17 protein-coding genes are annotated in these 19,152 nt (G+C 72.9%); 9 read left to right on the top strand and 8 right to left on the bottom strand.

The window, feature by feature from the left end:
- The first annotated feature begins 25 nt into the window (after positions 1–25).
- Entirely contained in the window at positions 26–1,171 is a 1,146-nt protein-coding gene (locus ACFWPS_RS45490; protein WP_383717809.1) for an NAD(P)/FAD-dependent oxidoreductase, read from the top strand.
- A gap of 23 nt (positions 1,172–1,194) precedes the next feature.
- Here the strand turns inward: ACFWPS_RS45490 and ACFWPS_RS45485 are convergent, their stop codons facing one another.
- Complete coding sequence (locus ACFWPS_RS45485) at positions 1,195–2,418, bottom strand: serine hydrolase domain-containing protein (protein ID WP_383717807.1); 1,224 nt, start codon at positions 2,416–2,418, stop codon at positions 1,195–1,197.
- 243 nt (positions 2,419–2,661) lie between these two features.
- Positions 2,662–3,237 carry a TetR/AcrR family transcriptional regulator gene (locus tag ACFWPS_RS45480; RefSeq protein ID WP_383717804.1) on the bottom strand — a complete coding sequence of 192 codons (576 nt, stop codon included), beginning with the start codon at positions 3,235–3,237 and terminating at the stop codon, positions 2,662–2,664.
- Between the two features lie 89 nt (positions 3,238–3,326).
- Between ACFWPS_RS45480 and ACFWPS_RS45475 the strand changes: the two genes are divergently transcribed.
- Both ACFWPS_RS45475 and ACFWPS_RS45470 read left to right on the top strand, forming a co-directional pair.
- Entirely contained in the window at positions 3,327–3,752 is a 426-nt protein-coding gene (locus ACFWPS_RS45475) for a PPOX class F420-dependent oxidoreductase (RefSeq protein WP_383717801.1), read from the top strand.
- Between the two features lie 73 nt (positions 3,753–3,825).
- Positions 3,826–4,167, top strand: a complete 342-nt coding sequence (locus ACFWPS_RS45470; RefSeq protein WP_383717799.1) for a VOC family protein — start codon at positions 3,826–3,828, stop codon at positions 4,165–4,167.
- On the opposite strand, the gene ACFWPS_RS45465 is transcribed toward ACFWPS_RS45470, so the two are convergent.
- The 3 genes from ACFWPS_RS45465 to ACFWPS_RS45455 all read right to left on the bottom strand — a co-directional run bounded on the left by ACFWPS_RS45465 (position 4,064) and on the right by ACFWPS_RS45455 (position 8,198).
- On the bottom strand, positions 4,064–5,278 hold the full coding sequence (locus ACFWPS_RS45465; protein WP_383717796.1) for a glycosyltransferase: 1,215 nt from the start codon (positions 5,276–5,278) through the stop codon (positions 4,064–4,066). The genes ACFWPS_RS45470 and ACFWPS_RS45465 overlap by 104 nt on opposite strands.
- Before the next feature lie 86 nt (positions 5,279–5,364).
- Positions 5,365–6,687, bottom strand: coding sequence for a nucleotide sugar dehydrogenase (locus ACFWPS_RS45460; protein ID WP_383717793.1), 1,323 nt, complete (start codon positions 6,685–6,687; stop codon positions 5,365–5,367).
- Between the two features lie 89 nt (positions 6,688–6,776).
- The gene (locus tag ACFWPS_RS45455) at positions 6,777–8,198 is read right to left on the bottom strand and encodes a glycosyltransferase family 4 protein (protein WP_383717790.1); all 1,422 of its coding nucleotides are present in this window, start codon (positions 8,196–8,198) and stop codon (positions 6,777–6,779) included.
- A 101-nt stretch (positions 8,199–8,299) separates the two neighbouring features.
- On the opposite strand from ACFWPS_RS45455, the gene wecB reads away from it, so the two are divergent.
- The 5 genes from wecB to ACFWPS_RS45430 all read left to right on the top strand — a co-directional run bounded on the left by wecB (position 8,300) and on the right by ACFWPS_RS45430 (position 15,010).
- Positions 8,300–9,409, top strand: a complete 1,110-nt coding sequence (wecB, locus tag ACFWPS_RS45450; RefSeq protein WP_383717787.1) for a non-hydrolyzing UDP-N-acetylglucosamine 2-epimerase — start codon at positions 8,300–8,302, stop codon at positions 9,407–9,409.
- Positions 9,406–10,056, top strand: a complete 651-nt coding sequence (locus tag ACFWPS_RS45445; RefSeq protein WP_383717784.1) for a class I SAM-dependent methyltransferase — start codon at positions 9,406–9,408, stop codon at positions 10,054–10,056. The genes wecB and ACFWPS_RS45445 overlap by 4 nt, the downstream gene beginning before the upstream one ends.
- Entirely contained in the window at positions 10,056–11,870 is a 1,815-nt protein-coding gene (locus ACFWPS_RS45440) for a hypothetical protein (RefSeq protein WP_383717781.1), read from the top strand. Before ACFWPS_RS45445 ends, ACFWPS_RS45440 begins: the two co-directional genes overlap by 1 nt.
- Complete coding sequence (locus ACFWPS_RS45435) at positions 11,867–14,053, top strand: glycosyltransferase (protein ID WP_383717779.1); 2,187 nt, start codon at positions 11,867–11,869, stop codon at positions 14,051–14,053. The genes ACFWPS_RS45440 and ACFWPS_RS45435 overlap by 4 nt, the downstream gene beginning before the upstream one ends.
- 234 nt (positions 14,054–14,287) lie before the next feature.
- Positions 14,288–15,010, top strand: a complete 723-nt coding sequence (locus ACFWPS_RS45430) for a dienelactone hydrolase family protein (RefSeq protein WP_383717777.1) — start codon at positions 14,288–14,290, stop codon at positions 15,008–15,010.
- A gap of 138 nt (positions 15,011–15,148) precedes the next feature.
- On the opposite strand, the gene ACFWPS_RS45425 is transcribed toward ACFWPS_RS45430, so the two are convergent.
- Positions 15,149–16,150: an acyl-CoA desaturase gene (locus tag ACFWPS_RS45425; protein ID WP_383717774.1), complete on the bottom strand. Its 1,002-nt coding sequence runs from the start codon at positions 16,148–16,150 to the stop codon at positions 15,149–15,151.
- Between the two features lie 221 nt (positions 16,151–16,371).
- Here ACFWPS_RS45425 and ACFWPS_RS45420 point away from each other — a divergent pair, with 221 nt between their 5' ends.
- The gene (locus ACFWPS_RS45420) at positions 16,372–16,677 is read left to right on the top strand and encodes a hypothetical protein (RefSeq protein WP_383717772.1); all 306 of its coding nucleotides are present in this window, start codon (positions 16,372–16,374) and stop codon (positions 16,675–16,677) included.
- 65 nt (positions 16,678–16,742) lie between these two features.
- Here ACFWPS_RS45420 and ACFWPS_RS45415 read toward each other — a convergent pair whose 3' ends face one another.
- A complete protein-coding gene (locus tag ACFWPS_RS45415) occupies positions 16,743–18,038 on the bottom strand; it encodes an MFS transporter (RefSeq protein ID WP_383717823.1) in 1,296 nt (431 codons plus the stop codon).
- A gap of 307 nt (positions 18,039–18,345) precedes the next feature.
- Complete coding sequence (locus tag ACFWPS_RS45410; protein ID WP_383717770.1) at positions 18,346–19,011, bottom strand: TetR/AcrR family transcriptional regulator; 666 nt, start codon at positions 19,009–19,011, stop codon at positions 18,346–18,348.
- Positions 19,012–19,152 lie beyond the last annotated feature (141 nt).

Below are 19,152 nucleotides of genomic sequence, written 5' to 3'. Positions count from 1 at the left end.
GGGGAGACCGACAGGAGGTACACGCGTGAATCTTCGGGCCCAGGTCGTGATCATCGGCGGCGGGGTGATGGGCACCAGCATCGCCTGGCATCTGGCGAGTGCGGGCGTCCGCGACGTCGTCCTCGTCGAACGCGACGAACTCGCCGCCGGATCCACCTCGAAGGCCGCCGGCGGGGTGCGCGCCCAGTTCTCCGACGAGCTCAACATCCAGCTGGGCGCGCGCAGCTTGGAGGCCTTCGCCCGCTTCGGCGAGGAGATCGGGTACGACATCGGGCTGCACCGCGTCGGCTACCTCTTCCTCCTCTCCACCCCCGAGGAGGTCGCCTCCTTCGAGGCGGGCGTCCGGCTGCAGAACCACCTCGGCGTGCCCAGCCGGATGCTCACCCCGAAAGAGGCGGCCCGGCTCTCCCCGCTGATCACCACCGACGGACTGCTGGCCGCCGCGTACTCCCCGGACGACGGCCACTGCACACCCGAGTCCGTCGTGCACGGCTATGCGGCCGCCGCCCGCGCGCACGGCGCCCGCGTCCTGCGCCACACCGAGGTCACCGGCATCGAACGGGACGGCGGGTACCTCACCGCCGTGCACACCACCCTCGGCCGGATCGCCACCGACACGGTGATCTGCGCGGCCGGCGCCTGGTCGCGGGCGGTCGGCGCGATGGCCGGCGTCGACTTACCGGTGCAGCCGCTGCGCCGCCAGATCGCGGTGACGGAACCGGTGCCGGGGCTGCCGCCGACGCTTCCCATGACGATCGACTTCACCACCAGCCTGTACTTCCACGCCGAGGGCCCGGGACTGCTGCTCGGCATGTCCGACCCCGACGAGCGGCCGGGCTTCGCCACCGACACCCACGACCGCTGGATCCCGCGCCTGTACGCGGCGATGGAACACCGCGCCCCGGCCCTGCTCGACCTGCGCCGCACCGGCGGCTGGGCGGGTCTGTACGAGAACACCCCGGACCACAACGCCCTGATCGGCGAGGCGAGTTCGGTCTCCCGGTTCCTGTACGCCACCGGGTTCTCCGGCCACGGCTTCCTGCAGGCACCGGCCGTCGGCGAGGTGATCCGCGACCTGTACCTGGGCCGGGCACCCTTCCTGGACGTCCGCCCGCTCGGCGTCGGCCGGTTCGCGGCCGACGCCCCACGCCCGGAGGCCAATCGGGTCTGACCCGGTGCCCGGCCGGGGATCGCTCAGCCCAGGATCGACTCGTGGACCAGCCGGCGCAGCTCCGGGAAGATCTTCAGGGTCTTCGGCCGCACCTGGGTGTGGAACTGCACGGTCAGGTCGTGGGCGGGGTCCACCCAGAACGCGGTGGTGGCCGCGCCGGTCCAGCCGTAGGTGCCGGCGCTGCTCGGGGCGAGGGTGCGGTCCGGGTCGATCACCACGGAGACGCCCAGACCGAAGCCGAGCCCGTCGTTGCCGGGTTCCCGGTGGACCGGGGCGCCGAAGGCCCGCAGATCGGCCCCGCCGGGCAGGTGGTTGCCGGCGAGCAGCCGCACCGAGGCGGGGGACAGCAGCCGGACGCCGTCCAGTTCGCCGCCCCGGCGCAGCATCTCCGCGAAGCGGTGGTAGTCGTACGCCGTCGCCGCGAGGCCGCCGCTGCCGGACAGGAAGCGGGGCCGGCCGCGCAACGGCAGGCCGGGGATCGCCTCGATGCCGCCGCCCTCCGTCTCGCCGTACAACTCGGAGAGCCGGTCGGCCTGTTCGGGCACGATGTGCAGGCCCGCGTCCGGCATGCCGAGCGGGCGGAAGATCCGGTCGGCGAAGAACTCGTCGAGTCGCTGTCCGGAGACCACCTCGATGACGCGGCTGAGCACGTTGAAGCCGACGGAGTAGTTCCACTGGGAGCCCGGCTCGAACTGGAGCGGCATGCGGGCGTACACCGCCATCGCCTCGGCGAGGTCCGCGCCGGCCGGCACCGAGAACTCCAGACCCGCCTCGCGGTAGAGGGCGTCCACCGGGTGGGTGTGGTAGAAGGCGAAGGTCAACCCGGCGGTGTGGGTGAGCAGATGACGGATCCGGATCGGGCCGTCGGCCGGCCGGGTCACCATGTCGGCGCCCGAACCGGACACATGGACCCGCGGTTCGGCGAACTCCGGCAGGAAACGGTCGACGGGATCGTCCAGCGACAGCAGCCCGTCCTCCACGAGCAGCAGCACGGCGACCGCGGTGACCGGTTTGGTCATGGAGTAGATCCGCCAGATGGTGTCCGGCTCGACCGGCAGTCCGGCCGCGCGGTCGCGGTGGCCCTGCGTGGTGAGGTGGGCGACCCGGCCGCCGCGTGCCACGGCCACCAGGTAACCGGGCAGGCGCCCTTCGTCGACGTAGTGGGCGAAGTGCTGGTCGAGGCGGTCCAGCGCCTTCACGTCCAGCCCGACCTCACTGGGGTCGACTTCCTGTCGCAGCTGTGCCATCGCTCTCCTCCGGTCGTGTCGTCCGCGGTGCGGTGCGACCTCGGACCTCATCGTCGCGCAGGAAGAGGGGAACGGTCCCGCTCATCCGCGTGTGGTGTGACGGACGCTATAGAAGAGGCGCCGGGAAGCGGACGCGCCGCCGCCACGCCGACCACGGCCCGAGCAGCGCTTTCACGCTCCAGGAGCCCGGCGGCGCGCAGGCCACGGCGTCCATGGCACTGCTCGCCGGCGCCGGCCGCCGGTTCACCGCCCGGCTCCCAGGTGGGCGTCCAGCGCCGCGTCCAGCAGCGGGCCGAAGTCGTCGGCCCCGGTGGCGAGCCGGAGACTGCCCCAGGCCCGCAGCTGGGCGATGCCGTGCAGGTTCGCCCACAGGGCACCCGCGACGAGCCGCGCGTCCATGCCGGGGCGGGCCCGGCCGACCAGGTCGGCGAGCAGCCCGAACAGCGGCAGGCTGGTCTCCCGCAGCCGCAGGTGGCCGCTCGCCAGCAGGTCATGGCGGAACATCAATTCGTACATGCCCGGGTTGTCCCGCGCGAACTCCAGGTACACCCGGGCCAGTGCGGCGACTTGCGCGCCCGGCGCGGCCGTACCGTCGCCCAGCGCCTCCTCCGCGCGCACGGCCAGCTCGGTGAAGCCCCGGCGTGCGATGGCCGAGAGCAGTTCGAGATGGGTGGGGAACCAGCGGCGGGGCGCCCCGTGCGAGACCCCCGCACGGCGGGCGATCTCCCGCAGGGTCAGTGCCTGGGCGCCCTCGGCGGCCGCCAGCTCCACGCCGACGTCGAGCAGCCGGTCTCGGAGGCTCGTGTCGGACTCGGTCATAGACGCTGTCTACCACCCGGTCGCAGACAATGTCTACGGAACTGTTGGGGGCGGGAATGACCGAGGGCCGGGACGGGGTTTCACCTGACATGACCCAGGACGCTCTTCTGAAGCTGCTCTCCGAAGGCCGCGACGGGGTGCTGGTCACCCTCAAGAGCGACGGCCGCCCCCAGTTGTCCAATGTCAACCATGCGTACTACCCCGCCGAGCGGACCGTGCGCGTCTCGATCACCGACGACCGCGCCAAGACCCGCAACCTGCGCCGCGACCCCCGTGCCTCGTACCATGTGACCAGCCCGGACCGCTGGGCCTACACGGTCGCCGAGGGCACCGCCGAACTCTCGCCGGTCGCCGAGGACCCCTACGACGCGACCGTCGAGGAGCTCATCCGCCTCTACCGCGACGTGCGCGGCGAGCACCCCGACTGGGACGACTACCGCGCCGCGATGGTCCGCGACCGCCGCCTGGTGCTGCGGCTGCGCGTGGAGCGGGCGTACGGCATCCCGCGCGCCTGATGGCGGGGGCGGCGGGGCCCGCGGCCCGGCGGTGGTGCTTGCAGCCGCGGCGTCCCGGGGCTAGCCTCCGCGCGTGATCAATGGGGCACATGTGGTGATCTACACGCGCGACGCCGAGGCGGACCGTGAGTTCCTCCGGGACGTGCTGGGCTGGCCGCACGTCGACGCCGGACACGGCTGGCTGGTCTTCCGGCTGCCGCCGGCCGAGGTGGCCTGCCATCCGGCCGACGGCGAGCCGTCGCACGAACTGATGCTGATGTGCGACGACCTGGACGACACGATCGCCGAACTCATGACCAAGGGCGTGGAGTTCAGCCGACCCGTCCAGGTCGCGGCCTGGGGCCGGGTGACGGGCTTCCGGTTGCCGGGCGGAGGCGAGGTCGCCCTGTACGAGCCGCGTCACCCGCGCGCCTAGGCCCGGCCTCCTCCCGCGCCCAGGTCTCCAGCCACTGTGTGAACTCGGCCGCCTTGTCAGGCCAGTTGAAGTGAGTGAGGGCCGCCTCGCGACCGCGCTGGGCCGCGGTGTGGCGCAGGATCGCGTCGGTGCTCAGCCTGTGTATCGCCGCGGCCGCCGCGGGCGGATCCTCGTACGGGACGACGAGCCCGCAGCCGTGCCGCTGGACCATGTCCGCGGCCAGCGGGGTGGGGGTGGTGATGACGGGGACGCCGTGGGCCATGTACTCGACGACCTTGGTGGGCCGGGAGTGGCGGTAGTTGGGCTGGTCGTGCAGGAGCGAGAGACCCGCCAGGGCGCCGGGGAACAGGGCGAGGGCGCGGTCGTTGGGCAGGAAGCCGTGCCAGCGCAGGACACCGTCCCGGTCGGCGGCCGTGAGCGCGTCCCGGACGTCGGGGTCGGCCGCGCCGGCCACCTCGACGCGCACACCGGGTCCCAGGTGCCGGGCCGTCTCTATCAGGTCCAGCGCGCCGCGCGCCCGGGACAGGTGGCCGACGTAGACCACTCGTTCGGTGCCGGGCGGCTCGGGTGCCCCGGTCGGGGCGGTGGTGAAGTTCGGCACCACGGGGTGGGTGCGGCGGAACCGCTCCTGGTAGGCGTCCTCGGCGAGCAGCAGCCGCAGATGGCGTTCCGCCAGCCGTTCGGCCGCGCGGACGCCGAGCCGCAGCGGTGGCCGCAGCGGCCCCGGCACCCAGCGTTTCATGGCGAGCGCGGCCGCGGTGTCCTCGTGGACGTCCCAGACGACCACCGGACCGGTCCCGGACCGCCGCCAGCGGCGCAGGGTACCCGGCAGGGTCAGCAGTAGTTCCGGGTCGTGGAGCAGCACCACGTCCGCCTCGTGGCCGCGTTCGGCCAGCAGGTTCCGGGCCGCCCGCACCGCCGTGCGGCGGCTGCGGCCCACCGCGCGGGGCAGGTCGATGCCCTCCAGGTCCGGGCGCGGCCGTACCTCGCGGGCCGAGAACGGCGCCGCGTAGACGACGTGGTGTCCGCGGTCCCGCAGTGCGCTGATCTGCCGGTGCAGGATGCGCGCGTCCTCGGGGTGGTGGACGACGGTGACGACGAGTATCCGCATCTGAGCGCCTTTCGACTCCGCGGCCCGGAGTCCTTCGACTCCGGTCCGCGGAAGGGGAGTTGCCGCAGAGGTCCGGCAGTGGCCGGTTACAGCACCTCGACACCGGGCCGGAAGATCCGCCCCCGGGTGTCGAAGAGCAGGCGGGCCTCGTCCCCGAGGGCCGGGAGGTCGTACACGGAGTGGTCCTGGAGCAGGATCGTCAGGTCGTGCGAGCGCACGGCGGCCATGACGTCGGTGACGCGTGGCACGCCCTCCCCGTCCACGAACCAGGCCGGTACGAACGGGTCGTGGAAGGCGATCTCGGCCTCCCGCTCCCGCAGCAGCCGGGCCACCGGCACCGCCGGCGCCTCGCGCTGGTCGGCGACGTCCGGCTTGTAGGTGACGCCGAGAAGCAGCACCCGGGAGCCGTGCAGCGCGCGGCCCTCGTGGTTGAGCAGGTCCTGGGCGCGTCGGACGACGTACTCCGGCATGTGCGCGTTGATCTCCCGGGCGAGCTCCACGAACCGGAACTCGTAGCCGATCGAACGCACCTTGTAGGAGAGGTAGTTGGGGTCGATCGGAATGCAGTGGCCGCCCACCCCGGCGCTCGGCCGAAAGGGCTGGAAACCGAACGGCTTCGTCCCGGCGCAGCGGATCGCGTCCCACACGTCGACCTTCAACTCGCGGCAGAGAATGGCCAGTTCGTTGACCAGGGCGATGTTGACATGCCGGTAGGTGTTCTCGAGCAGCTTGGCCATCTCGGCCTCGCGGGTGCCCTTCGCCTGCACGACCGTGTCGACGAGCTTGCCGTAGAAGGCGGCGGCCTTCGCCGCGCACGCCGGAGTGCAGCCGCCGACCACCTTCGGTGTCTCGCGCAGCCCGTGGGTGGTGTTGCCGGGGTCGATGCGCTCCGGTGAGAAGGCCAGGGCGAAGTCCTCGCCGGCCCGCAGCCCCGACTCCTCCAGGAGCGGCTTGACGATCTCCTCGGTGGTGCCCGGATAGGTGGTCGACTCCAGGACGACGAGCCGTCCGGGGCGCAGCCTGCCCGCCACCGTCCGCACCGCGGAGGTCACCGCGCCCAGATCGGGGCCGCCGTCCTCGCTGAGCGGGGTCGGCACGCAGATCACCACGGTCTGCGCCCGGGCCAGGCACTTGTCGTCGGTGTACGCGGTGAACCCGGCCGCCCGCATCCGGGCGACGTCCTCGTCGGAGACGTCGTCGACATGGGAGTGGCCGGCGTTGAGGCCCTCCACGACCCGTGGGTCGAGGTCGAGCCCGGCCACTCTCAGGCCGACCAGCGACGCCTCCCGCGCGAGCGGGAGTCCGACGTAGCCGAGCCCGATGACGGCCAGTTCGAAACTGTCGGGCTGTTCCTCATCCCCGAGCGATGCGCTCGATTCCCCGAGCGGTACGGCCTTTTCGACCTGCATAGGGATTCACTCCGCCCTCGACGGCAGCAACGGCAGACGCCGTATGGATCCGAAGAGCCCGGACGGTGAGCGGTTCCGGGCGCGGGGTCTCAGACACATCCAAGAGCGCGATACGCCTCTCGGGTCGTGGCAGCGACCCTTTTCCAGGTGCGTTCACGCGCCACCAGCGCGCGGGCGGATGCTCCCCATTCATTCCGCCGTTTTCGACTGTAGAGCAATACTTCGAGAGCTTCTGCCCAAGCCTGCGGAGATTCAGGCCGGATTAGCCGCCCGTTCACTTCGTCTTCGACCAGTTCTCGTAGGGCTGTGACATCACTGGCCGCCACGGGAATACCGCTCGCCATCGCTTCGACCGGCTTGAGTGGGGTGACCAGATGGCAGACCCGTTCGTCGGTGCGCGGCACCGCGAAGACATCCAGAACCGCGTGGTAGGCGCGCACTTGGCGGTGCGGCACGCGGCCGGTGAACAGGGCGACGCCGTCGTCGAGCCCGAGCCGTCCGGCCAGCGCCTGGAGCCTGCCGCGCTCGGGTCCGTCGCCGACGATCAGCAGCCGCAGCGGGACACCCCGGCGGCGCAGTTCGGCACCCGCATGGAGCAATGTGCCGATTCCCTCGTGTGGAGTAAGGCTGCTCACGGTGCCCACCACGTAGTCGTCCGCCGCGATGCCGAGCCGGGTGCGCAGTTCCGCCCCGTCCGGCGGCGGCGCGAGGAAGGCGTCGTCCACCGCGTTGGGCACGATCAGGACCCGCTCCTCGGGCACCCCGCGGGCCACGATCTCGGCCTTCATCGCCGTGCCCAGCGTCAGCACCAGATCGGCCCCGCGCATGCAGTACGTCTCCAGGGCGCGCCGGGCCCGGTACGACGCGTCGTCCGTGGTGCGGCCGGGCGCCTGGGTCAGCCAGGTCTCCTCCAGGAAGCCCCGCACCTCGTACACGACCGGCAGCCGGTAGGTCTCCCGCAGGGCCAGCGCCACCCGCCCGTTGCCGTGGTCGGTGGCCGCGTGCAGCACGGCCGGCCGCAGCCGCTCCACCAGGCGTCCGGCCAGTTCGGCGTTGCGGGCGAGGACCGCCGCCTGGCCGTAGGGCAGCGCGTACGGCAGCAGCCGGTGCTGCGGCACCCCGTTCACGATCTGCAACGGGCGGGCGTCCAGGACGCCCTGCGCCACCGGGAACCCGATGCGGGTCACCACGTGCGGATCGAGCCCGGCGGCCCGCTGGGCCTCGGCGAGGGCCTGGGTCCGCACGGTGTAGCCGGCGTGCTTGAACGGCAGCCCGTTGGTGACCAGATGGAGCACCCGGCCGGGCTCGGGCCGCACCGTCCGCCCGGCGGGCGCCGGTACCCGGGCCGGGGACGGGCCGGCGGTGGGCCCGGTCGCGCGGGCCCGGGCGGCGAGCCGTTTCTCGACGGGTCCCAGCCCGCTCCGCACCCGCCCCGGCAGCAGCCGTACGCCGAGCAGCGCGGCCCGGGCGGGGTCGTGCCGCAACTCGCCCCAGGCGACGGATGCGGCCAAGCTGATTGCACGGGGGAACGGAAGAACACCACGCGGCAGGTGCCGGGACGGACGTCTGGCCATGTCGCCAAGGTAGGCCGACAGAGCGGAGAACGTACGACATGAACGGCCGCGTACTCCATGTCGTAGGGACCAGGCCGAACTTCGTGAAGGCCGCGCCCGTCGTCGCCGCCCTGCAGGCGACCGGGCACGACCAGGTCCTGGTGCACACGGGTCAGCACTACGACGAACGGATGTCGCAGATCTTCTTCCGGGAGCTGGGCCTGCCCGCCCCGGACACCGACCTGGGCGTCGGCTCCGGCAGCCACGCCCGGCAGACCGCCGACCTGCTGGTGGCCCTGGAGGGCGAGCTGCTCGCCCGCGCCCCGGCCCTGGTCGTCGTCTACGGCGACGTGAACTCGACCCTGGCCGCGGCCCTGGTCGCCGCCAAGCTGGGCATCCCGGTCGCCCATGTCGAGGCGGGCCTGCGCAGCTTCGACATGGCGATGCCGGAGGAGGTCAACCGGCGCCTCGTCGACCAGCTGGCCGAGCTGCTCTTCGTCACCAGCCCGGAAGCCGTCGGCCACCTCGCCCGCGAGGGCGTCGACCCGGCCCGGGTGCACTTCGTCGGCAACCCCATGATCGACACCCTGCTCACCCATCTGGAGCATTTCGACCCGGCCGCCGCCCGCGCCGCCCACGCCCTGCCCGAACGGTACGGCGTGGTCACCCTGCACCGGCCGGCCAACGTCGACGACCCCGAGGCCGCCGCGGCCGCCGCCCGCGCCCTCACCGAGGCCGCCGGCCACCTCGACCTCGCCGTCCCCCTGCACCCGCGCGGCCGCGAGGCGCTGCGCAGGGCCGGCCTCGCCGACGCGCCCGGCATCCACCTCCTCGACCCGCTCGGCTACGTCGAGTTCATGGGCCTGGTCCGCGGGGCCGCCGTCGTGATCACCGACTCGGGCGGCGTCCAGGAGGAGACCACCGTGCTCGGCGTGCCCTGCCTGACGCTGCGCACCACGACCGAACGCCCGGTCACCGTCACCCACGGCACCAACCGCCTGGTCCGGCACGGCGAACTGGTGCCCGCCCTGCGCAAGGTCCTCGACGGGCAGACGGCGGCCGACCCCGAGGGGCCGCCGCTGTGGGACGGCAAGGCGGGCCCCCGGATCGCCCGCGTGCTCACCGAGTGGCTGGAGCGCCACGACTACCGAGTGGCTGGAGCGCCATGACTGACGCCACCCGTACCCATACCGACGCCCCGCTCACCTACTGGGACACCCGGCACCGCGAACGCGACGACCTCGCCTCCGGCGGCCACATCGGCCTGGACCGACCCGGCAACGAGATCTTCTACGCGATCCGGCTCGGCCAGCTCCTCACCCTGATCGGCGACCTGTCCAGCCCCGCCTCCCCGCTGTTCGTCCTCGACGCGGGCTGCGGCAAGGGGCACTTCGCCCGCTCCCTGGCCCGCTGCGGCCACCACGTCGACGCCTTCGACGCCAGCGAGGCGGCCGTCACCCACGCGCGGGCCGAGGGCGGCGGCCCCCGTTACGCCGTCGCCGCCCTCGACGAGTGGCGCAGCCCCTGGCTCTACGACGTGGTGCTCTGCGTGGACGTCCTCTTCCACGTCCTGGACGATGCGCAGTGGGCGGCCGGCCTGCGCAACCTCGCCTCACTCGTCCGCATCACCGGCCGGCTGATCGTCACCGACGAGCACAACGACGAGCCCGTCCCGCGCGGCGACTACATCCTGCACCGGCCGGTCGCCGCCTACCGCGAGGAGCTCGAACCCCTGGGACTGAGCCACAGCCACTTCCGGCCCTACGGCTTCCGCGAGAACCGGGTCGGCTTCCACGTCTTCACGAGGACCCGCTGATGCGCCTGACCGATCTGCTCCACCCGCACCTGGACGACGTGACCTCCGTCGTGGACGCGACGAGCGGCGGGCTGCGTCTCGACCCCTACCTCCACCTGCCGCCCGGCGTCGCCCCGACCCGGCACGAACAGCCGGTCGGCCCAGGGGAGCTGATGCTCCTCTGCTACGGCCCCGACCCCGCCCTGCACGGCGACGAGGCGGACTGCCTGGCCGCACTGGAACGGATGCGGCCCGGCGGCCGCGGCCTGATCGTCTTCGGCCACCCCGGCACCGACCTGCCCTACCACCGCCTCCTCGACGCCCTGGTGGCACACCGCTGCCAGGTGCTGCACGCCGCCTCGCTCGGCTACACGCATCTGCACGCCGGCGCGGTGTTCGCGTGCACCGAGGAACTCCTGCCGCCGCACGACTGGTTCGGCCACCCGCTGCCGGCCGACGGCTTCGCCACCGCCCTCCGGATCGCCGACGAGTACGTCCTCGCCGACTTCGTCTCCCGCTCCCAGCGGGCCCGCCTGATCGACCTGGAACGGGCCGCCGAGGAGAGCGCCCGCGCCCTGGAGACCGCCCGTGAGGACGGCCTCGCCGAACGGCTCGCCGCCGCCCTGCGGGACAAGGACCAGCTCACCTCCGAACTGCGCCGGGCCCGGGCCCGGACCGGCGTACTGGAGTCGCGGGTGACCATGCTGGAGGGCTCCACCTCGCTGCGGGTCGGCAAGGCACTGGTGTCGGCGGCCCGGTCCCCGAAGCGCCGCGCCGCCCGGCTGCCGGGGGAGCTGTACGGGCTGTGGCGGCAGCGGAAGGCCAAGGGCCGCCCCGCCGGCTCCCCGGCCCGCGCCGCCGCCCTCGCGCCGGAGCCGCAGGCCGACGACCGCTTCTACCTCTCCCACCGCGCCGTGTCCGTGGCGCCCCGCGACCGGCTGGTGATCACCGGCGTGCTCACCGACCGCACCGCCCAGGACTTCGCGGCGGACGCCGTGGTCGGCCGGGTGCTGCCGCACGACGGGCGGCTGCTGGTCGAGCGCACCGACCCGGACGTCTTCCTGGTCCAGCTGAGCGCGTGTGCGGCCCAGGACGGCCCCTGGTCGCTCACCGGCACCGGACTCGCCCCCGACCTGGACCGGCGGCTGGCCGAACTGGCCGCCCGGGCGAGGGGACTCGGCCGCGCGGCCGTGCTGTGGCGGGACGGTCCTGAGTCGTCCGCCCCGGGCCTGTCCCTGCTGCCCTGGGACACCGTCCTCGACGGCGACACCGGGACGGCGCTCTTCCGCCTCGACCCGGTCACCGACGGCCGGGACCGGCTCCGGGACGTCTTCCTGCAGGACAGCACCCGGGTCCGGCTGGCCCGGCTCGCCGCACTCACCGGCGGCCCCGACCCGCTCGCCGAACGCCGGATCGCCGTCCTCGCCGCACCCCGGGACGCCACCGACGTGGCCCGGCTCGTCGCCCAGGCGCTCGGCCAGCTGCACCGGCCGGCCGAGGTGGTCGTCGCCGACCCGGCGGGCCTCGCCCTCGACGAACTCACCGCCGCCTCGGTCGCCGTGCACGCCGGACCGCCCACCGCACCCTGGGTCGCCGACTGGACGGACCTGACCGAGGACCGCCCGGACACCCTGCTGCTCGACCTGCTCTGCGCCCAGGAGTTCTCGGGCGCCGACGCGGTGGGCCACACCCCCGCCGCCGACGACTACGCCTTCGTACCGGCCCTGCACCCGCTGCTCGTGCGCCGCTCGCTCCTGGACTCCGGTGCCCCGCCGGACAGTTGGTCGCGTGCCGGGCACCGCCTGTTCGCCGTGCGTGGAAAGGAACCGTCATGACCCGCACCCTGAGGGCGCTCGTCTACGGCGACGTGGACCTCAACCTCATCGACGGCTCCGCCGTCTGGGCCCAGTCGACGGTGCAGGCACTGTCCCGCGCGGGCTGCCGGACCCGCCTCGTCCTCAAGGCCCCGGTCGAGACCGGCCGGCTGACCGACCCGCTGGCCGGACTGCCCGGCGTCACCGTGGTCCGCCCGTACGAGGAGCATCTCGTCCCCGGCCAGGGCGCGCACCCCCTCTCGCCCTTCCAGGCCTCGCAGCTGCTCGCCCGGCTCGACGCGGAGGAGCCCTGCGACCTGCTGGTGCTGCGCGGCCGGCGGCTGGTCAAGCAGATCGTCGGCGACGGCGCCTTCGAAGGCCGTGTCTGGGCCTACCTCACCGACATCCCGCAGTCCCCGGCCGAGATGACCGAGGAGGCCCGCGCCGACCTCGCCCGCATCGCCACCGCCTCCCGGCAGCTCCTCTGCCAGACCGAGGAGCTGCGCTGTTTCCTGGAGGCCTGGGTGCCGGAGGCCTGCGGCCGGTCCGTGCTCTGTCCGCCCGCGGTGCCCGAGCCAGGCTTCCCGGTCCCGAAGCGGAACGGCCTGCACGATCCCGTACGCCTCGTGTACACCGGCAAGTTCGCGCCCCGCTGGAACACCCTGCCCATGACCCGGCTGCCCGCACTGCTGGCCGAACGCGGCATCCGGACCGAGCTGCACGCCGTCGGCGACAAGATCCACAAGGATCCGGCCCACCCCGGCTTCGACACCGCCATGGCCGAGGCGCTGCGCACCACCCCCGAGGTCGTCCACCACGGCGGCGTACCGCGCGAGGAGGCCATGCGCCTCGCCGCCGACTGCGACCTCGGCCTCGGCTGGCGCGCCGCCTCCCTCGACGCCAGCCTCGAACTCTCCACCAAGGTCCTGGAGTTCGGCTCCCTGGGCCTGCCCGTCGTGCTCAACCGCACCCCCGCCCACGAGGCCCTGCTCGGCGCCGACTACCCCTTGTTCGTACCGGGCACCGCCACCCTCGCGGACGCGGCGGACGCCGTCTCCCTCGCCGTACGCGACACCGAGGCCCGGCACCTCGCCGCCGACCGGTGCGCGGCGGCCGCCCGGGAGTACACCATGGAGGCCGCGGCGGCCCGTTGGCGCGGCCACCTCGACCGCGCCTTCCCCGCCGCGCCCGCCGCCGTCGCCACCCGGGCCCGCCCGCTGCGGGTCGGCGTCGCCGGCCACGACCTGAAGTTCCTCACCCGCCTCCTCGACCACCTCCGCGCGCTGCCCGGCGTCGACGTCCGGATCGACGCCTGGCCCGCGCTCGCCCGGCACGACGCGGCCGCCAGCCGTGAACTCGCCGACTGGGCCGACGTGGTGGTCGTCGAGTGGTGCGGCCCCGCGGCGATCTGGTACAGCCGCCACAAGCGGCGCGGCAGCAGGCTGATCGTGCGCCTGCACCGCTTCGAACTCGACGCCGGATACCCGCGCCAGGTCGACATCGACGCCGTCGACCGGGTGGTGTGCGTCAGCCCGTACTACGCCCGCGCGACCCGGGACCGCACCGGCTGGCCCGCCGCGAAGATCACCACGATCGGCAACTGGGTCGACGTCGACCAGCTCGACCGGCCCAAGGCGCCCGGCGCCCGCCACCGGCTGGGCATGATCGGCATCGCGCCCAGCCGCAAACGCCTCGACCTCGGCCTCGACGTCCTCGAAGCACTGCGGGCCCGCGACCGGCGCTGGCACCTCTCGGTCAAGTCCAAGCCGCCGTGGGAGTACTGGTGGATCTGGAACAAGCCCGAGGAACGCGAGCACTACGAGGCGATCCTGCGCCGGATGCAGACCTCGCCGCTGCTCGAAGGGGCCGTCGTCTTCGACCAGTTCGGCCCCGACGTGCCCAACTGGCTGCGCCGCATCGGCCATGTGCTGTCCACCAGCGACGACGAGAGTTTCCACCTCGCCCCGGCCGAGGGCATGGCCTCCGGCGCCGTACCGGCGCTGCTGCCGTGGCCGGGCGCGGACGAGATCTACGACCGGCGCTGGATCCACGACACCCCGGAGGCGATGGCCGACGCGATCGCCGGACTCGCCGAACAGGAGGACTGGCAGTCCGCGGGGGCGGTGGCCCGGGAACAGGTGCGGGAGGGGTTCTCGCTGGAGCGGGTGGCCAAGGACTGGACGGAGCTGCTGGTGTCCGCCTGAAGAACCCTGCGCCGTGGAAGGCCTCGGCCGGAACAGGCGCCGGGCCCGCCCGGGTCGTGGAAAACCCGTTGGCGGAACCACGGCGGCCGCTGCTACTTTTCCGGCGGCCGTGCGAGAGAACGAGGAGGTGGTACCCGTGAACGCAGTATCGACATGGGTGCTCCCCTCCGGGGTCACGGTCGGACGCTAGGTCGTCCGGGAGCGCCACTCCGAGCACTCCCGAAAGGCACGACCGTGCACTTCACTTCCGAACAGCGCCTCGACGACGGCGTCATCGAGCGCGAATTCACCCTCGGCGAGATCCCCGGCACCCTGTGGACGCCTGGATCCGCCGCACCGGCCCCGCTGATCCTGATGGCCCACAACAACGGCCTGCCCAAGAGCCAGGCCCGGCTGGTGGCCCGGGGCCGGCACACCGCGGCGTACGGATACGCGGTGGCCACCATCGACGCCGCCGGGTGCGGTGACCGGCCCCGTTCCGCCGCCGACGAGCAGGCCCGCACCGACCTCCGCCGGGCGATGCAGGCCGGCGAGCCGGTCGACGAGATCTTCGAGTCCCTCGTCGGCCCGCTGGTCGAAAAGGCGGCCCCGGAATGGCGGACCACCCTGGACGCCCTCCTTGCGCTGCCCGAGATCGGCGGCCCGGTCGGGTACTCGGGGTGGATGGCCCTCGGCATCCGGCTCGCGGTGGCCGAACCGCGCATCGCCGCCGCCGGCTTCTTCGCCGGGGGTTACGTGCCCCGCGCCCAGCGCGAGGAGGCCCGGCAGGTCACCCTTCCGCTGCTGATGCTGCTGCAGTGGGACGACGAGGGGAACCCCCGGCAGCGGGCCCTGGACCTGTTCGACGCCTTCGGCACCAAGGAGAAGACGCTGCACGCCAATCTGGGCGGGCACACCGGCACCCCGTGGTTCGAGGGGGAGGACGCGAACCGGTTCTACGGCCGGCACCTGAAGTGAGGCCGGGCCGTCAGGCCGGCACCGGGCGGTAGGTGACGCCGGCCGGGATGCCGCTCGTCGAGGACAGGTTCCGTCCCTCCTCGATGAGCGGTGGCCGGCGGGCGCACGACCGCCCCGATCGCGGTGGTCCGAGGGGCGTCAGGCGGCGGACTCCTGCCGGCCGGCCGGCTCGGGCAGCAGCCGGGCGCCGAGGCGGTCCGGGTCCGGCCAGCGGACGTCGTGGGCCCAGCCCAGCTGCTCGAACACCCGGATCAGACGTGCTGACGGGTCGAGCTGGCCCGGCAGCACGCCGTGCCGCGCGCCCGTGGGGTCGGCGTGATGCGAGTTGTGCCAGCTCTCGCCGAAGGACAACAGGGCGAGCGGCCAGAAGTTGGTGGCCTTGTCCCGGGCGGCGAACGGGCGCCGGCCCGCGACGTGGCAGACCGAGTTCACCGACCAGGTGACGTGGTGCAGCAGCGCCATCCGCATCACGCCTGCCCAGAAGAACCCGGTCAGCGCACCGGTCCAGGTACCGGTGGCCAGCCCGCCGACCAGCGCGGGGGCCAGGAGCGAGAGGACGGTCAGCGGTCCGAAGAGCCGGCCGACGACGCGCAGGTCGCGATCGGCGGCGATGTCGGGCGCGAACCTGGCCCGGTTGCTCAGTTCCCGCTTGAGCATCCACCCGATGTGCGCGTGCAGCAGCCCCCTGAGTAGCGCGCGGGTGTCGGTGCCGAAGCGCCAGGGCGAGTGCGGGTCGCCCTCGCGGTCGGCGAAGGCGTGGTGGCGGCGGTGGTTCGCCACCCATTGCACCGGCGAGCCCTCCACCCCCAGCGAGCCCGCGACGGCCAGGGCGATGCGCAGCCCGCGCTTCGCCTTGAACGAGCGGTGCGTGAAGAGGCGGTGATAGCCGACCGTGAGGCCGAAGCCGGACACGAGGTAGGCGACCACGGCCATGGCGACGTCCAGCGCCGACAGGCCCCGCCCCCACACCAGCGGCACCGCGACGACCAGGCAGACCAGCGGGCCGACCACGAAGATCCACATCGCGATGCCGGCCGCGGCGGTCTGCGGGGCGTCGAGCAGCGGCCTGATCCCGGCCGCGGTGTCGGTGCCGCCTTCGGTGACGGCCTGCTCAGGACGGTCAGCTGTGCTCGGGCTCATCGGTTCCCCGCCGTTGCTCGAATCGAGGGTGTCGGACACGCTGACGCCCACACCACACCCTCGCACCGAACGGCATCCCCGCAGGTCATCGCTTATGTCCAGGGTGTGAACGGCGCGGGACCAAATCTCCTTCGGCCGGGCTCCGGGAACGCTTGATCTCAAGTCCGCTCGAGGTTCTAGAGTCGACTGAGCTGACGCCGATGCAGGGGAGGGGAACGGTCATGAGGACGCTGGTGCTCGGAAGGACGCCCGCCAGGGTGACGGCCGTGCTGGACACGCTACGCGCGGACGGTTTCGACGCCGAGGGGGTGAGCACCGACGAGGAGGCCCGCAAGCTGCTGGAGACCGGGGAGTTCGGGGTGCTGATCATCGGCGGGGGCGTGGGGCCCGACTCCCGCGCCGCGATCAAGGAGCTGGCCGCGGGGCACCGGGTGCGGCGCGTGATCGACGGGGCGCTGGCGGAGCCGTTCGACGCCTACGTACGGCGGGAGTTCGAGCCACTGATCCGGGAGGCCGCCGCAGGGTGACGGCGACCGTCCGCCCGGGCGCCGGCCCGGGCGGACGTATGCCTGTTCCTCCTCGCGCGACCGGCTCAGGCCGTCACGGTCTCCGGCCGGGACGCCTCGCGGGGGATGCGTGACCCGAGGTCCTCCGTGGCCAGGGTGTGGGTCTCACGTGCCGACAGGGCGGCGATGACCGGAGGCACGCACAGCGCCGCCGTGAACAGGGCCACCGCCGACCAGTCGTCGCCGCCCGGACCCGCGATCTGCGCCGCGAAGGTCACCGCGAACCCGGCCACCGCGAACCCGATCTGGGTACCGATCGCCATGCCCGAAAGCCGTACCCGGGTCGAGAACATCTCGCCGTAGAAGGACGGCCAGACACCGTTCGCCGCGCTGTAGACGACACCGAAGGCGACGATCCCGAGGAGCATGATCAGCGGGTAGGAGCCGGTGGAGATCGCCCACAGGTAGCCGAACATCGCCACCGCGCTGCCCACCGCGCCGATCAGGTACACCGGCCGCCGGCCGATCCGGTCCGACAGCGTGGCCCACGCCGGGATCGCACCCAGCGCCACCAGGTTCGCCAGCGCACCGACCCACAGCATCGACGTCCTGGACATCCCGACCGAGTCGCTCGTCGCGTACGCCAGCGCCCACACCGTGAAGATCGTGCTCACCGAGGCGATCAGCGCGCCCCCGATCACCCGCAGCACGTCCGCCCAGTGGTGCCGCAGCAGCGTCACCAGCGGCAGCCGTACGACACCCTCGCCCGCCGCCTGCTCGGCGAAGGCCGGGGTCTCCTGGAGTTTGCGCCGGATGAACCAGCCGGCCACGGCCACCGCGACACTCAGCCAGAACGGCACCCGCCAGCCCCAGGACATCAGCTGGTCCTCGGGCAGCTGGGAGACCGCGATGAAGACCAGGGTGGCGATCAGCTGGCCGCCCTGGGTGCCGCTGAGGGTGAAGCTGGTGAAGAAGCCGCGCCGGTTCGGCGGCGCGTGTTCCAGGCTCATCGAACTGGCGCTGGCCTGCTCGCCGGCGGCCGAGATGCCCTGCAGCACCCGGCACAGCACCAGGAGCACCGGGGCGAGGCCCCCCACCTGGGCGCGGGTCGGCAGACAGCCGATCAGGAACGTCGACAGGCCCATCAGCAGCAGCGTGAAGACCATGATCTTCTTGCGGCCGATCCGGTCCCCGAAGTGCCCGAGGAACAGCGCGCCGACCGGGCGGGCCGCGTACGCCACGCCGAAGGTGGCGAGCGAGAGCAGGGTCGCGGTGGCCGGGTCGGACTCGTCGAAGAAGACCTTCGGGAAGATCAGCGCGGCCGCGCTGCCGTAGATGAAGAAGTCGTAGTACTCCAGGGCGCTGCCGATCCAGGCGGCCATGGCGGCCTTCTTCGGCTGGCCACCGGGTGGTACGGCGGTGGCGGCGGACTGGGCGGGGACGGACACGGCGGTGCTCCTTCGGGGAACTCCAACGTAAGCGGAGTGAGCGGCGGGGGAGAAGGCCGGATCCCAGGGATGACGGGGTCGGCGGGCCAGGGGGTCGGTGCTAATTAACCCACTGGGTAGTTAGTCGCGATGGGTACGGATGTTGCGCTCGCGTTTCCCCGGTGTCAAGAGGTCCTGCCGGTCCCGTTCGGCCGCGGCCGTGCTGCGCCCCCGGCTTCGCCCCGTCCTGCCCCCGCGGCGGTCAGTCCGCCGCGCGCTCCGCGGTGAGGTAGGCGATCACCATGTCGCCGAGCATGGCCCGGTAGTGCGCGCGCTGCGCCGGATCCACCAGGTCGCGGCCGAAGAGGACGCCGAAGGTGTGCCGGTTCGCCACCCGGAAGAAGCAGAACGAGCTGATCATCGCGTGCAGGTCGACGGCGTCGACATCGGCCGTGAACAGGCCGGACTCCTGCCCGGTGGCCAGGATCCGGCGGATCACCTCGAGCGCCGGCGAGCCGATCCTGCCGAGCTTCGCGGAGGCCGCGATGTGCTCGGCGCCGTGGATGTTCTCGATGCTGACCAGACGGATGAAGTCCGGATGCTGCTCGTGGTGGTCGAAGGTCAGCTCGGCGAGCCGGCGGATCGCCGCGACCGGGTCCAGATGCTCGACGTCCAGCTGCTGCTCGGCCTCGCGGATCACGCCGTACGCGCGCTCCAGGACCGCCGTGAACAGCTGCTCCTTGCCGCCGAAGTAGTAGTAGATCATCCGCTTCGTGGTGCGGGTGCGGGCCGCGATCTCGTCGACGCGGGCCCCGTCGTAGCCGGCCCGGGCGAACTCCTGTGTGGCCACGTCGAGGATCTCGGCCTGGGTGCGAGCGGCGTCACGGAGCCGTCCGGTGGTCTGTGCCGGTTCGTCGACGCTGGTCATCGGGTTCCTATCGGGTTCCTTCGAGGGAGAGGCCGGTGCGGTGATTGTAGAAGCCCGTGCCGCGGGTGTTGTCGACGAGGTCTTCCCTTGCCGTGGCCTCCGGTGTTATAGCTAACGTACTAGTTCGTACATTAGCGATGC

It is taken from the genome of Streptomyces sp. NPDC058457, from assembly GCF_042720695.1.
In the GTDB taxonomy this organism is placed as follows: Bacteria; Actinomycetota; Actinomycetes; order Streptomycetales; family Streptomycetaceae; genus Streptomyces.
Note: the sequence above shows the minus strand (reverse complement) of the source record. Positions and strands in the feature narration are given on the sequence as shown.